Raw genomic sequence first — 14780 nt, 5'->3', positions numbered from 1 at the left:
ATAATGCAAAAACTCATTAACTCAGTGCAAAACTACGCCTGGGGAAGTAAAACTGCGTTAACGGATCTCTACGGTATCGCGAACCCAAACAACCTGCCAATGGCAGAACTGTGGATGGGTGCGCACCCGAAGAGCAGCTCAAAAATTGAAGACGCAAGCGGCCAGGTTCGCTCTCTGCGCGACGTGATTGATGCCGACAAAGCCACCCTGCTGGGTGACAAGGTTGCCAGCCGTTTTGGTGAGCTGCCGTTCCTGTTTAAAGTGCTGTGCGCCGACCAGCCACTCTCGATTCAGGTTCACCCGAATAAAAAAGCCTCTGAGATGGGCTTTGCGAAAGAGAACGCGGCCGGTATTCCGTTAGATGCCGCCGAGCGTAACTACAAAGATCCTAACCACAAGCCGGAGCTGGTCTTTGCGCTGACCCCCTTCCTGGCGATGAACGCGTTTCGCGAGTTCTCAGAAATTATCTCCCTGCTGCAGCCGGTGGCGGGTGCTAACAACGCTATCGCTCACTTCCTGGAAAACCCGAATGCAGAAGGCCTGAGCCAGCTTTTCGCCAGCCTTCTGAACATGCAGGGTGAAGAGAAATCTCACGCCCTGGCGGTGCTGAAAGCGGCGCTGGACAGCCAGCACGGTGAGACGTGGGATACCATCCGCCTGATTTCTGAATTCTACCCGGACGACAGCGGCCTGTTCTCCCCTCTGCTGCTGAACGTGGTGAAGCTGAACCCGGGCGAGGCGATGTTCCTGTTTGCTGAAACCCCGCACGCCTACCTGCAGGGCGTGGCGCTGGAGGTGATGGCCAACTCAGACAACGTACTGCGTGCAGGCCTGACGCCGAAATACATTGATATCCCTGAGCTGGTTGCCAACGTGAAGTTTGAGGCGAAGCCTGCGGATCATCTGCTGACTCAGCCTGTTAAACAGGGTGCGGAGCTGGACTTCCCAATCCCGGTGGATGATTTTGCCTTCTCACTGCATGACCTGAGCCCGGCAGAAACCGCCATCGCGCAGGAGAGCGCGGCAATCCTGTTCTGCGTTGAGGGTGAAGCAACGCTGCATAAAGGTGGCGAGCGTCTGGTGCTCAAACCAGGCGAATCGGCATTTGTAGCGGCAAACGAGTCGCCGGTGAGCGTGAGCGGTACCGGTCGTCTGGCGCGTGTTTTTAATAAGCTATAAGCACTTACTGAATTTTTTAACAACTCTTGCTAAGCTAGTTGAAGACTTTACATCACCGGGCGGTTTCTACCGCCTGGTTTCATTTTAGGGATAGTCGCAATGAAAAAATCGGTCGTAGCGGTAGGAGTGATTGTAGCGTTAGGCGTGGTCTGGACAGGTGCCTCCTGGTTTACCGGGAAACAGCTGGAAAGCCGTCTGGCTGAGATGGTGGCACAGGCTAACGGAGAGCTTAAGCGTGGCGCGCCGGAAGCAGGCGTGGAGCTTGCCTACCAGAATTATCAGCGTGGTGTCTTTACCAGCCATATGCAGGTGGTTGTCAAGCCTGTTGCCGGTAATGAAAATGGCTGGCTGAAACCGGGCCAAAGCGTGGTGCTGGATGAAGTGGTCAGTCACGGTCCGTTCCCGCTGGCACAGTTAGCGTCTTTTAACCTGATCCCGTCGATGGCGTCCGTTCATACTGTACTGGTGAATAACGACTTAACCAAACCTCTGTTTGATCTGGCAAAGAATGAGTCACCTTTCGAGGTTAACACCCGCATCAGCTACGCCGGTGACACACGTTCCAGTATCGATCTGAAAGCACTGAACTACGAGAAAGATAACGAGAAAGTGACCTTTAGCGGGGGGAATTTCAAGGTTGATGCTGACCGCGATGGAAATGTCTTCTCCCTGACCGGTGAAGCAGAGAGCGGCCTGATCAATGCCGTCAATGAATACGGTCAAAAGGTTCAGCTGACGTTCAATAACCTGAAAGCCGACGGCGACAGCAAGATGACCGATTTTAAAGAGCGTATCGGTAATCAGAAACTCTCTTTCGACAAGATTGCTATCGCGGTTGAAGGTAAAGAGATGGCCGTGCTGGAAGGCATGGAGGTGGACGGCAAATCCGACGTGTCTAAAGACGGTAAGAGCATCAATACCCAACTGGATTACGCCCTGAAGAGCCTGAAAGTGCAGAACCAGGATCTCGGGACCGGCAAACTGTCGCTGAAGATTGGCAATATCGACGGCCAGGCGTGGCATGAATTTAGCCAGAAATACAGCAAAGAGAGCCAGGCACTGCTGAGCAATGCCGCGCTGCAGCAGAATCCGGAAGTTTACCAGCAGCAGGCCATGGCGGTGCTGATGAACAACCTGCCCATCCTGCTGAAAGGCGAGCCGGTTATCACCGTGGCCCCGCTGAGCTGGAAAAACAGCAAAGGCGAAACCAACTTTAATCTGTCCCTGTTCCTGAAAGACCCGGCAACCGCAACGGGTGAACCTCAGACCCTGGCGCAGGAAGTGGATCGCAGCGTGAAGTCACTCGACAGCAAGCTGACCATCCCTGTGGATATGGCGACCGAGTTTATGACCCAGATTGCGAAGCTTGAAGGGTATGGTGATGAAGATGCCGGCAAGCTGGCGAGCCAGCAGGTGAAAGGCCTGGCGGCAATGGGCCAGATGTTCCGCATCACGAAGATGGAAGACAACACCATTTCCACCAGCCTGCAGTATGCCAACGGTCAGGTCACGCTGAACGGCGATAAAATGCCGCTGGAAGATTTTGTCGGGATGTTTGGTATGCCTGCCCTGGGGATGCCGGAACCGGCTGAACCTGCAGCGCCGGCCGTGCCTGAAGCACCCGCTGCACCCGCTGCACCCGCTGCACCCGCTGCACCACAGCAGTAATCATCAAAACCCCTCTCTGAGGGGTTTTTTATTACCGGTTGCAGGTACTCAGACTGGTGCCACGAAATACTATTTCACCGTCACTAACCGTGCCGACACAATCTGGTGCCCGGCCTGCACGTCTGCTTTTTCGATGCGCTGCATAATCCTGTCCGCCAGCGTGTAACCCATCTCCCGGGCAGGTGTGGTGGCCCAGACAATGGGCAGATCGTCCAGCGCGTTTTCACCGACGTCGGCAAATGCCCCTAACGCCACCTGGTGGCCGAAGAAGGTTTCAACCCCACCCTCGCCGCTCTGACGCCCGGCGCGGATCAGGCCAAACCAGGCTCCCATCGCAATCACCTCGTTATAGCAAATCACGGCGCTTATCGTCGGGCTACTCCGTAATAACGCGTTTATCGCTTCCGCGGCTTTCTTCTGGCGGGATTCGCATTCCACCACCCATTCGCTGTGGAACGGGAGGCCGTATTTAATCAGCGTCGCGCAGTAACCGCCTACCCGCTCGGCTCGCGTCAGGGACGAGCTTTTTCCGCCAAGCCAGGCAATGCGCTGATGCCCACGATGAATGAGATGCTCCGTCAACATTTGTGCGGCCTGCATGTTGTCCGGTCGCAGGGTATCGGCTTCGTCCAGATAACTGGCGCGCGAGGCAAACACCAGCGGCACGCCTTTTTCGGCGGCGCGCTCGCACAAGTCATTACTCACACCCGACGCGCCGGCGACGATCACCCCGTCGACGCCCTGCGTAAGCAGCATATCCAGACGGGAAAGGAGCTGATCGGCCTCGCGACCGCCGTGAAGCAAAAAGACCATCCGTCCCTGCGCTTCAAGCGCTTCGGTCAGGCCCGCGGTCAGTTCGGCATAAAAGGGAGAGGTCAGATCACGCACAATCAAACCGATCACACCGCTTTGGCCGCCGCGCAGCGCTGATGCCTGGCGGTTACGTACAAAGCCCAGTTGCTCAACCGCCTCGTTAACCCGTTGCCCGGTCGCGGGAGAAATGCGTCCTTTCCCGCTGAGCACCAGTGAAACGGTGCTGACGGAAACCCCCGCCGCCAGCGCGACATCGTTGATGGTGATTTTTTTCGCTACAGCCATGTGTCGGCGTGACTCCCTGAAATGAGATCGGTAAAACGTTTTATCAATATGTAATCTTTATACTACCAGTCAAAGCCTGAGAATGTGATTCAGAGCGCACTAAACTTTGATAAAACGTTTTATCTTCTCGCAGCATTGAAGCAGATAAACTGATTTTAACAATAAAGGAGTCGTTTTATGACGGCGAAAGCAGCACAAAAAATATCGCTGTGGGAATTTTTCCAGCAACTGGGTAAAACCTTTATGCTGCCCGTGGCACTCCTCTCGTTCTGCGGGATCATGCTCGGGATCGGCAGTTCGTTGAGCAGTAAGGACGTCATCACGCTGATCCCGTTCCTCGGGACACCTGTGCTGCAGGCGATCTTTATCTGGATGAGTAAAGTCGGCTCCTTCGCCTTCAGCTTCCTGCCGGTGATGTTCTGTATTGCTATCCCGCTGGGTCTGGCACGCGAGAACAAAGGCGTGGCCGCCTTTGCCGGGTTTGTCGGTTATGCGGTAATGAACCTTGCGGTGAACTTCTGGCTGACGGCTAAAGGGATTCTGCCCACTACCGATGCCGCCGTGCTTAAAGCGAACAACATTCAGAGCGTTATCGGAATTCAGTCCATTGATACCGGGATCCTCGGTGCGGTGATCGCCGGGGTGATTATCTGGATGCTGCATGAGCGCTTCCACAATATCCGCCTGCCTGATGCGCTGGCGTTCTTCGGGGGCACCCGCTTTGTACCCATTGTAACCCTTGTGGTCATGGGTCTGTTTGGCCTTATTATTCCGCTGATCTGGCCAGTCTTTGCGCTGGGGATTAACGGGATTGGCCGCATCATCAACGGTGCGGGCGATTTTGGTCCGATGATCTTCGGAACCGGCGAACGTCTGCTGCTGCCGTTTGGTCTGCAACATATTCTGGTGGCGCTGATCCGCTTTACCGAAGCGGGCGGCACAATGGAGGTGTGCGGACACGATGTGAGCGGTGCGCTGACCATCTTCCAGGCACAGCTGAGCTGCCCGACCACGCACGGCTTCTCTGAAAGTGCGACCCGCTTCCTGTCACAGGGTAAAATGCCGGCCTTCCTCGGCGGCTTGCCGGGTGCGGCGCTGGCCATGTATCACTGTGCTCGTCCGGAAAACCGCCATAAAATTAAAGGGCTGCTGATTTCCGGGGTCATCGCCTGTGTCGTGGGCGGTACAACGGAGCCAATCGAATTCCTGTTCCTGTTTGTCGCGCCAGTGCTGTATCTCATCCACGCGGTACTGACCGGTCTGGGCTTCACCGTGATGGCGGTGCTGGGCGTCACCATCGGGAATACCGACGGCAACGTCATCGACTTTGTGGTGTTCGGGATCCTGCACGGGTTGTCGACTAAGTGGTACCTGGTACCGGTGGTCGCCGCTATCTGGTTCGCGGTGTACTACGGAATTTTCCGCTTCGCCATCACCCGCTTTAACCTCAAAACGCCTGGGCGGGATACCGATACCGCCAGCAGCGTTGAGCAGGCTGTTGCAGGTACCGTGGGTAAGTCCGGCTATAACACCCCTGCTATTCTGGCGGCGCTGGGCGGTGCGTATAACATTACCTCTCTGGATAACTGCATCACCCGACTGCGCCTGTCGGTGGCGGACATGTCGAAAGTGGACACCAACGCCCTGAAAGCCAACCGGGCCATCGGCGTGGTACAGTTAAATCAACATAATTTGCAGGTGGTTATCGGCCCGCAGGTCCAGTCAGTGAAAGATGAGCTGGCAACCCTGATGCGTACAGTGGAAGCCTGATGCCTCACCCCCTCGCGCTGAGGGGGTTTTTCTTTAAGGACTTGAGTCATGTTCGATTTTTCAACCGTCGTGGATCGACACGGCACCTGGTGCACGCAGTGGGACTATGTCGCCGACCGCTTTGGCGCGGCCGATCTGCTGCCCTTCACCATCTCCGATATGGATTTCGCGACCGCGCCCTGCATCACCGAAGCGCTGCACCAGCGTATTCATCACGGGGTGTTTGGCTACAGCCGCTGGAAAAATGAAGAGTTTCTCGCCGCTGTGGCGCACTGGTTCCGGCAGCGCTTTAACAGCCACATTGATACCGAATCGCTCGTGTACGGGCCTTCCGTTATTTATATGGTGTCCGAACTGATTCGCCTCTGGTCAACTCCCGGCGACGGCGTGGTGGTCCATACCCCCGCTTACGATGCGTTTTATAAGGCCATCGAGGGGAATGCCCGCCAGGTGGTCGGCGTGGCGATGGAAAAACATGCCACGGGCTGGCAGGGAAATAGGGCCGCCCTTGAGGCGGCGCTGGCAAAACCGGAAAACAAAATTTTGCTGCTGTGCAGCCCGCAAAATCCCACGGGTAAAGTCTGGACCCGTGAAGAGCTGAGTCACATGGCAGAACTGTGCGCCCGTTATGACGTGGCGGTGATCAGCGATGAAATTCATATGGACATGGTGTGGGGAGGCCGTCGCCATACGCCGTGGAATGAAGTGGCACGCGGTAAATGGGCACTTCTGAGCTCTGGTTCAAAAAGTTTTAACATACCGGCGCTCACCGGTGCCTGGGGGCTGATTGGCGATGAAGAGAGCCATAACGGTTACCTCAGCGCATTAAAAGGTCGTGACGGGCTCTCTTCCCCTTCCGTACTGGCGCTGACGGCCCACATTGCTGCCTATCAGCAGGGAGAGCCATGGCTGGATGCATTGCGGGCGTATCTGGAGGAAAATCTGGCGTACATTGCACGCGAATTACACCACGCGTTTCCGACGCTCAACTGGCAGCCACCCGAAGCCACGTATCTGGCCTGGATCGATTTACGCCCACTCAACCTTGACGATAAAATGCTACAAAAAGTCCTGATTGAGCAGCAAAAGGTCGCCATCATGCCGGGATACACCTACGGCGAAGAGGGTAACGGTTTTGTCCGTCTGAACGCGGGATGCCCGCGTAGCAAGCTTGAGCAAGGGGTTCAGCGGCTGATCGCTGGCATAACGACGCTCCTGTAATCAGATTGCGCAACGGAATATTCCCTTGCGCAAATAGCTTTTTACCTCGTTTTGTTTTTATAATATGACGCACTTTAACCAGAAAAGAGTGCGACCATGATTGATACACGCCTGCCACTAACTGATATTCACCGCCATCTTGACGGTAACATTCGTGCCCAAACCATCCTCGATCTTGGCCGCCAGTACAATCTCACGCTCCCTGCACAAACGATTGAGACCCTAATCCCCCACGTTCAGGTTACCTCAAATGAACCGGATCTGGTCAGTTTCCTGAGCAAACTCGACTGGGGCGTGAAGATGCTGGCCTCGCTGGATGCCTGCCGCCGTGTTGCTTTCGAAAATATTGAAGATGCCGCCCGTAATGGCCTGCACTACGTTGAACTGCGCTTTTCGCCAGGCTATATGGCGATGACCCACAACCTGCCCGTTGCAGGCGTGGTTGAAGCGGTAATTGACGGCGTGCGCGAAGGGTGTAAAACCTTCGACGTTCAGGCTCGCCTGATTGGCATTATGAGCCGTACCTTCGGTGAAGCGGCCTGCCTGCAGGAGCTGGAAGGGTTACTGGCACATCGTGATGCGATCGCTGCCGTTGACCTGGCGGGTGATGAACTCGGCTTCCCGGGCAGTTTGTTCCTTTCTCATTTCAACCGCGCGCGTGACGCCGGCTGGCACATTACCGTGCATGCCGGTGAAGCGGCAGGCCCTGAAAGCATCTGGCAGGCCATCCGTGAGCTGGGTGCAGAGCGTATCGGTCATGGTGTCAAAGCCGTTGAAGATCGCGCCCTGATGGATTTCCTTGCCGAGCAGCGTATTGGTATTGAATCGTGTCTGACGTCCAATATTCAGACCAGCACAGTGGCATCACTGGCGCATCACCCGCTGAAAACCTTCCTGGAGCACGGTGTTCTGGCCTCACTGAACACGGACGATCCGGCAGTACAGGGCGTGGATATTATTCATGAGTACACCGTCGCCGCACCGCAGGCTGGCCTGAGTCAGGATCAGATCCGCCAGGCGCAGATTAACGGCCTGGACATCGCTTTCCTGACGCCAGCAGAGAAACAGGCGCTGCGGGATAAGGTCGCCCGCGGCTAATCCCGTTGCCGGGTGGGCGCTTCGCCTTACCCGGCTTTGCCAGAATCATGCCAGACAGAGCGTTGCGCGGTGTTTGGCTGATTCAATCCCCAGTTCAATCAATTCCATAATCTGAATCGCCTGGCTGGCCGGAACCGGGTTATCCCCCGTCCCGTTTAGCGCATCACGGATAGCGGCATAATACGCCGGATAGTTACCCGGGATCGTCAGTAACGTTTCTTCAACCCTCTCCTCGCCTTCCACCCGCGTCACAACCCCGTCCCGCATGTCATAGCCCCAGTCTTCCTGCGGCAAACGCTCGCCGTTTTTCAGGCGTTCTTCCTGAGGATCGAGACCAAACTTCACATAGCTCCCGCGGGTACCGTGAAGGATATAACGCGCTGATTCGGCGGCTGCCACCATTGTCCCGTGCAGTACAATACGCCGCTGCGGGTAACTCAAGACGGCATGAAAGTAGTCAGTGGTTTGCGCTCCGGGTCTGAGCTGGGCCAGATCGACCGTCATGCTGACCGGCAGGCCAAACAAATTTACGGCCTGATCGAGAAGATGCGGCGCTAAATCGTACCAGATGCCGCTGCCCGGCCCGGCTTGCTCACGCCAGCGGTTTCGGACCTGAGGGCGGAACCGGTCAAAGTGCGATTCAAAAAAGAGGATTTCGCCCAGCGTACCTTCATTAAGGAGCGCTTTTACCGTCAGGAAATCACTGTCCCAGCGGCGGTTATGAAATACCGAAAGCACTCTTCCAAAACTTTTTGCCAGCGCATCCAGTTCGCGCGCCTGTGACAACGTCACCGTGAAAGGTTTATCGACAATAACGTGCTTACCGGCTTCCAGTGCGGCCTTTGCCAGCGGAAAATGCGTGTCATTGGGGGTGGGAATGACGATCAGATCAATATTAGGGTCGTTAAAAAGATGCTTAGGTTCAGAAACAACCGGCACGGAGGGCCAGTCGGCATGCACTTTCGTGGCATCGCTACTGGAAACTGCCGCCAGCGCCATGCCCGGCGTCCCGGCAATCAGAGGCGCATGAAAAGTCTTGCTCGCGTAACCGTAACCAATAAGCCCGACGCGGATGCTATCACTCATAATGTTGCCCTCTTTTATGACTATCTTATTTCACACTGGCTACTCTGACGTTCTTACAGATTAATCATGTGCCATATGACGTAAAATAGCAGGCTATGCCGGTTGTTTTTGTTACATAGATTTAACGTTCTGATTTTGTTTAGGGGAACCGTTCCCAAAGCACTTGCCGCGGGGGAAACGGCGCTGTAACATTTGCAACCTGTATTTATGGATAAATTACACGTACCAGTCATGACGTCAATTATTAATCGAATCATTGAATTAGCGGGATGGATTGTCCTTGGGGTATCGGTCATTTTGCTTGGTGTTGCCAGCCATATCGATAACTACCAGCCGCCGGAGCCTGTCACCGTCGCCCAACCTAAGTAACCGGTTACCGCAATAAAGAGTGACATAATATGTCAGTTACTTATTGCCAGCCCTGGTGAACACGGTTAACCTTCTCTTCCAGGCATCGTCTGATGCCTGTACTTTCAGCAAAGAAAACTCCTAATTTAGTCGCGTTATCTGAGTGGGCTGTTTACGTCTTTATTAATCCGTTTATTATTCGGACGAATTACCTTAACTGGTATTACTCACTTTTATATGGAAACTTATTAATATGACAGTTCAGGACTATTTATTAAAATTTCGCAAGATCAATTCGCTTGAGAGCCTGGAAAAACTGTTTGACCATCTGAACTACACGCTGTCGGATAATCAGGAAATCATCAATATGTATCGCGCCGCTGACCACCGCCGTGCGGAGCTGGTCTCCGGTGGCCGTTTGTTCAACGTCGGTGAAGTGCCTAAGTCTGTATGGCGCTACGTTTTATAAGAAAGTAGCCATCCGCGCGAAATGTTATATACTCTCCGCCCTGCAAACTGGCTGTACAACATTTCGCGCAGATTATGGGAGAGTTCATGACCGCAACGCCTGGAGAACGAATTGGAGGCTGGTTAATCGCCCCACTGGCATGGCTGCTGGTTGCCTTATTAAGCGCATCACTTGCGCTGCTGCTTTATACCACCGCACTGATTACACCTCATGCAATCCAGACCCTGATGTCGCAAAGTGTGCTTAATATTACGATGTGGTTTGTGTCGTTCGTTTTTGCAATCGGGATGTGGTACTACACGCTATGGCTGACCATTGCCTTCTTTAAGCGCCGTAAGGGTGTCCCTAAACACTACATTATCTGGCTGCTGATTTCGGTCCTGCTGGCGGTGAAAGCCTTTGCTTTTTCACCAGTTTCTGATGCCCTGGCCGTTCGCCAGTTGCTTTTCCCGTTACTGGCCGCCGCGCTGCTGGTGCCCTATTTCAAGCGTTCGACGCGGGTGAAGAACACCTTTGTGAACCCGTAATAACCTTACAGATAACCTGTTGTCGCCTGCGGTGGTTTGTCCGATAATAGGCGGCTTTTTTATTTCAGGCTAAATAATGACCGATTACTTACTGCTCTTTGTCGGCACTGTGCTGGTTAACAACTTCGTCCTGGTGAAGTTCCTTGGCCTGTGTCCATTTATGGGGGTTTCCAAAAAGCTGGAAACTGCGATGGGCATGGGGCTGGCCACTACCTTCGTGATGACGATGGCGTCTATCTGCGCGTGGTTGATTGATAACTGGATCCTCATCCCGCTGGATTTAATCTATCTGCGTACGCTGTCCTTTATTCTGGTCATCGCGGTGGTAGTGCAATTCACAGAAATGGTGGTGCGTAAAACCAGCCCGGCTCTCTATCGCCTGCTGGGTATCTTCCTGCCGCTGATTACCACCAACTGTGCAGTACTTGGCGTGGCGCTGCTGAACATCAACCTTGGGCATAACTTCATGCAATCGGCGCTGTACGGTTTTTCTGCCGCCGTCGGTTTCTCTCTGGTGATGGTGCTGTTCGCCTCGATTCGCGAGCGCCTGGCAGCAGCGGATATCCCTGCGCCATTCCGCGGTAACGCGATCGCCCTGGTGACAGCAGGTTTAATGTCTCTGGCCTTTATGGGCTTTAGTGGTCTGGTGAAGTTGTAATGAGTACTGTCTGGATAGCCATCGCCTCTATCAGCGTGCTGGGGTTGGTGTTTGGCCTTATTCTGGGTTACGCCTCCCGCCGTTTCGCGGTAGAGGACGACCCTGTTGTAGAAAAAATCGATGAGCTTCTGCCGCAAAGCCAGTGCGGTCAGTGTGGCTATCCTGGCTGCCGCCCCTATGCCGAAGCGGTAGGCGTGCAGGGTGAAAAAATTAACCGCTGCGCACCCGGCGGTGAAGCGGTAATGCTGAAAATAGCCGCCCTGCTTAACGTTGACCCGCAACCTGTTGACGGCGATGAAGATGTGCAGGAGCCGGTTCGCGCCCTCGCCGTGATTGACGAAGCGAACTGTATCGGCTGCACAAAATGCATCCAGGCATGCCCTGTCGACGCCATCGTTGGCGCAACGCGCGCCATGCACACCGTCGTGGCGGATCTGTGCACCGGCTGTAACCTCTGCGTGGCACCCTGCCCGACGCAATGTATCGCGTTGCGCCCGGTTGAACCGACTACCGAAAGCTGGAAGTGGGATCTTCAAACCATTCCGGTTCGCATCATTCCTGTGGAACAACATGCTTAAGTTATTTTCTGCTTTCAGAAAAGAGAAGATTTGGGACTTTGACGGTGGTATCCATCCACCTGAAATGAAAACCCAGTCCAACGGCACGCCGCTGCGCCAAATTCCGCTGGCGTCCCGTTACGTCATGCCGCTGAAACAGCATATCGGTGCTGAGGGTGAACTGTGCGTGAAAGAAGGCGATACCGTCCTTCGCGGCCAGCCGTTAACGTTCGGTCGCGGACGTATGCTGCCGGTCCACGCTCCGACGTCCGGTACAGTGGTGGCGATCGCCCCCCATACCGTAGCACACCCCTCTGCGCTCTCCGAACTGAGCGTCATTATTGAAGCCGACGGAGAAGACCGCTGGATAGACCGTGACGGCTGGAGCGACTACCGCAACCGGAGCCGCGAAGCGCTTATCGAGCGTATTCATCAATTCGGCGTTGCCGGCCTGGGCGGCGCGGGGTTCCCTACTGGCGTCAAACTGCACGGCGGCGGCGATAAAATTCAGACTCTGATCATCAATGCAGCAGAATGTGAACCCTACATCACCGCCGACGATCGTCTGATGCAGGACTGCGCCGCGCAGGTCGTGGAAGGGATCCGCATTCTTGCCCATATTCTGCAGCCGCGCGAAGTGCTGATTGGCATTGAAGATAACAAGCCACAGGCTATTTCGATGCTGCGCGCCGTCCTCAACGGCAGCCACGATATCGGCCTGCGCGTTATCCCAACCAAGTACCCCTCTGGCGGCGCCAAACAGCTGACGCAAATTCTGACCGGCAAGCAGGTTCCGCATGGCGGACGCTCTTCGGACATCGGGGTGCTGATGCAAAACGTCGGGACAGCCTACGCCGTGAAACGTGCGGTGGTGGACGGTGAACCGCTGACCGAGCGCGTGGTTACGCTGACCGGTGAATCTGTCGCACGTCCGGGCAACGTCTGGGCGCGTCTGGGTACGCCGGTTCGTCATCTACTGGAACAGGCTGATTTTTGCCCGGCCAGCGACCAGATGGTGATCATGGGTGGCCCGCTGATGGGCTTTACCCTGCCGTGGCTCGATGTCCCGGTAGTAAAAATCACAAACTGCCTGCTTGCCCCCTCCCCGACCGAAATGGGTGAAGAGCAGGAGGAGAAAGGCTGTATCCGCTGCAGCGCCTGTGCCGATGCCTGTCCGGCGGATTTACTTCCGCAACAATTGTACTGGTACAGCAAAGGTCAGCTGCACGATAAAGCGCAGGCCCATAACCTGGCCGACTGCATCGAATGCGGTGCCTGCGCCTGGGTCTGCCCAAGTAACATTCCTCTGGTGCAGTACTTCCGCCAGGAGAAGGCCGAGATTTATGCCATCTCCATGGAAGAGAAACGCGCAGCCGAAGCGAAAGCACGTTTTGAAGCGCGTCAGGCGCGTCTGGAGCGTGAAAAACTGGCCCGTCAGGCGCGTCACAAACAGGCCGCAGTTCAGCCCGGCGAAAAAGACCAGGATGCGATTAATGCCGCACTGGCACGCGTGCGGGAGAAAAAAGCGACGGCAGCCCAGACCGTGGTGATCCCGGCCGGTGAAAAACCGGATAACAGCGAAGCGATTGCCGCCCGCGAAGCGCGTAAAGCGGCTGCGCGCGCCCGTCAGGCAGAAAAAGCACGGTCAGCCTCCTCTGACGCTGAGATCGATCCGCGTAAAGCCGCCGTTGAAGCCGCCATTGCCCGCGCCAAAGCCCGTAAGGCCGGCGAGCAAAACGTGGTGGTTGAGCAAGAAGTGGAGGCCGTAGATCCCCGTAAAGCGGCTGTTGAAGCGGCGATCGCGCGCGCTAAAGCGCGCAAAGCAGCGGCGCAGACTGAAACCGCTACGCCTGAAGCCCCCGCCGACCCGCGTAAAGCGGCTGTCGAAGCCGCCATTGCCCGCGCCAAGGCCCGCAAAGCAGCACAGCAGGAAGAACAGCAACCGGCCGCAAACGACGACCCACGTAAAGCCGCAGTCGCCGCCGCCATTGCGCGCGTTCAGGCGAAGAAAGCCGCACAGCAAGCAGTTAACGAGGATTAAATGGTTTTCAGAATCGCAAGTTCCCCATACACCCATAATCAGCGCCAGACATCACGCATCATGATGCTGGTGTGCCTGGCGGCGCTGCCGGGCATTGCCGTACAGTGCTGGTTTTTCGGCTGGGGAACGCTGTTCCAGATAGTGCTGGGCTGTGCCAGTGCCTTAGGGGCAGAAGCCCTGGTGCTTAAACTGCGTAAGCTGGCGGTTTCCCGCATCCTTGCCGATAACTCAGCACTGCTGACTGGCCTGTTGCTGGCAATCAGTATTCCGCCGTTTGCCCCGTGGTGGATGGTGGTGCTCGGTACGGTGTTTGCAGTCATTATTGCCAAACAGCTTTATGGTGGGCTGGGCCATAACCCGTTCAACCCGGCGATGATTGGCTACGTCGTACTGCTGATCTCCTTCCCGGTTCAGATGACCAGTTGGTTGCCGCCGCATGACATTGCCGCGACGGTACCCGGCTTTATGGATGCCCTGCACGTTATCTTTACCGGCCATACCGCGCTCGGTGCGGATATGAACGCGCTGCGTATGGGCGTGGATGGCATCAGCCAGGCCACACCACTCGATACGTTTAAAACCTCCCTGCATGCCGGGCACTCCGTCGATCAGATTATGAAATCTGCCATCTTCAGCGGCATGCTGGCGGGCGCGGGCTGGCAGTGGGTGAACCTTGCTTATTTGCTGGGCGGGCTGTTCCTGCTGCAGCAGAAAGCGATCCGCTGGCATATTCCGGTCAGCTTCCTCGTGACGCTGGCGGTCTGCGCCACACTGGGATGGGTGTTCTCGCCAGAATCGCTCGCCAGCCCACAGATGCATCTTCTCTCGGGGGCAACCATGCTGGGTGCGTTCTTTATCCTGACCGATCCGGTAACAGCATCTACCACGAACCGTGGCCGCCTGATCTTCGGTGCGCTGGCCGGCTTGCTGGTGTGGCTCATCCGCAGCTTTGGCGGTTACCCGGACGGTGTGGCATTCGCGGTTCTGCTTGCAAACATCACCGTTCCGCTCATCGACTACTACACGCGTCCGCGCGTGTACGTCCACCGTTAAGGGTTTC

Annotated in this window: 14 protein-coding genes; 12 read left to right on the top strand and 2 right to left on the bottom strand. The window is 55.7% G+C overall.

The genetic code is table 11. The annotated features are described in order from the left end of the window. Positions 1-3 precede the first annotated feature (3 nt). Together manA and HV340_RS09780 are read left to right on the top strand one after the other, a co-directional pair. Positions 4-1179 carry a mannose-6-phosphate isomerase gene (gene manA / locus HV340_RS09785; RefSeq protein ID WP_032681152.1) on the top strand — a complete coding sequence of 392 codons (1176 nt, stop codon included), beginning with the start codon at positions 4-6 and terminating at the stop codon, positions 1177-1179. Between the two features lie 99 nt (positions 1180-1278). Next, the gene (locus HV340_RS09780; RefSeq protein WP_181216490.1) at positions 1279-2847 is read left to right on the top strand and encodes a YdgA family protein; all 1569 of its coding nucleotides are present in this window, start codon (positions 1279-1281) and stop codon (positions 2845-2847) included. Between the two features lie 69 nt (positions 2848-2916). Here the strand turns inward: HV340_RS09780 and HV340_RS09775 are convergent, their stop codons facing one another. Further along, complete coding sequence (locus HV340_RS09775) at positions 2917-3945, bottom strand: Mal regulon transcriptional regulator MalI (RefSeq protein WP_063925042.1); 1029 nt, start codon at positions 3943-3945, stop codon at positions 2917-2919. A 177-nt stretch (positions 3946-4122) separates the two neighbouring features. On the opposite strand from HV340_RS09775, the gene malX reads away from it, so the two are divergent. From malX to add, 3 genes are all read left to right on the top strand, one after another. After that, on the top strand, positions 4123-5715 hold the full coding sequence (malX, locus tag HV340_RS09770; RefSeq protein ID WP_181216489.1) for a maltose/glucose-specific PTS transporter subunit IIBC: 1593 nt from the start codon (positions 4123-4125) through the stop codon (positions 5713-5715). Positions 5716-5763: 48 nt separating this feature from the next. Further along, positions 5764-6936, top strand: a complete 1173-nt coding sequence (locus HV340_RS09765) for a MalY/PatB family protein (protein ID WP_032678030.1) — start codon at positions 5764-5766, stop codon at positions 6934-6936. A gap of 96 nt (positions 6937-7032) precedes the next feature. Continuing rightward, entirely contained in the window at positions 7033-8034 is a 1002-nt protein-coding gene (gene add, locus HV340_RS09760) for an adenosine deaminase (protein WP_014169807.1), read from the top strand. Positions 8035-8079: 45 nt separating this feature from the next. On the opposite strand, the gene HV340_RS09755 is transcribed toward add, so the two are convergent. Continuing rightward, entirely contained in the window at positions 8080-9120 is a 1041-nt protein-coding gene (locus HV340_RS09755; RefSeq protein WP_014169806.1) for an oxidoreductase, read from the bottom strand. A 243-nt stretch (positions 9121-9363) separates the two neighbouring features. On the opposite strand from HV340_RS09755, the gene blr reads away from it, so the two are divergent. The 7 genes from blr (at position 9364) to rsxD (ending at position 14773) form a co-directional block, all read left to right on the top strand. Continuing rightward, positions 9364-9489 carry a division septum protein Blr gene (gene blr, locus HV340_RS09750; RefSeq protein WP_168112406.1) on the top strand — a complete coding sequence of 42 codons (126 nt, stop codon included), beginning with the start codon at positions 9364-9366 and terminating at the stop codon, positions 9487-9489. Positions 9490-9721: 232 nt separating this feature from the next. Further along, complete coding sequence (gene ydgT, locus HV340_RS09745; RefSeq protein ID WP_006174966.1) at positions 9722-9937, top strand: transcription modulator YdgT; 216 nt, start codon at positions 9722-9724, stop codon at positions 9935-9937. Between the two features lie 86 nt (positions 9938-10023). Beyond that, a complete protein-coding gene (locus HV340_RS09740; protein WP_025204344.1) occupies positions 10024-10464 on the top strand; it encodes a DUF2569 domain-containing protein in 441 nt (146 codons plus the stop codon). A 76-nt stretch (positions 10465-10540) separates the two neighbouring features. Further along, positions 10541-11122 carry an electron transport complex subunit RsxA gene (gene rsxA, locus HV340_RS09735; protein ID WP_014169803.1) on the top strand — a complete coding sequence of 194 codons (582 nt, stop codon included), beginning with the start codon at positions 10541-10543 and terminating at the stop codon, positions 11120-11122. Beyond that, a complete protein-coding gene (rsxB, locus tag HV340_RS09730) occupies positions 11122-11700 on the top strand; it encodes an electron transport complex subunit RsxB (RefSeq protein WP_032678028.1) in 579 nt (192 codons plus the stop codon). Before rsxA ends, rsxB begins: the two co-directional genes overlap by 1 nt. Then, a complete protein-coding gene (gene rsxC, locus HV340_RS09725) occupies positions 11693-13720 on the top strand; it encodes an electron transport complex subunit RsxC (RefSeq protein ID WP_181216488.1) in 2028 nt (675 codons plus the stop codon). Before rsxB ends, rsxC begins: the two co-directional genes overlap by 8 nt. Continuing rightward, entirely contained in the window at positions 13721-14773 is a 1053-nt protein-coding gene (gene rsxD / locus HV340_RS09720) for an electron transport complex subunit RsxD (RefSeq protein WP_059306042.1), read from the top strand. It begins immediately after the preceding gene. Positions 14774-14780 lie beyond the last annotated feature (7 nt).

Origin of the sequence: Enterobacter sp. RHBSTW-00975, assembly GCF_013615235.1 — a bacterium.
Lineage (GTDB): Bacteria > Pseudomonadota > Gammaproteobacteria > Enterobacterales > Enterobacteriaceae > Enterobacter > Enterobacter ludwigii.
Note: the sequence above shows the minus strand (reverse complement) of the source record. Positions and strands in the feature narration are given on the sequence as shown.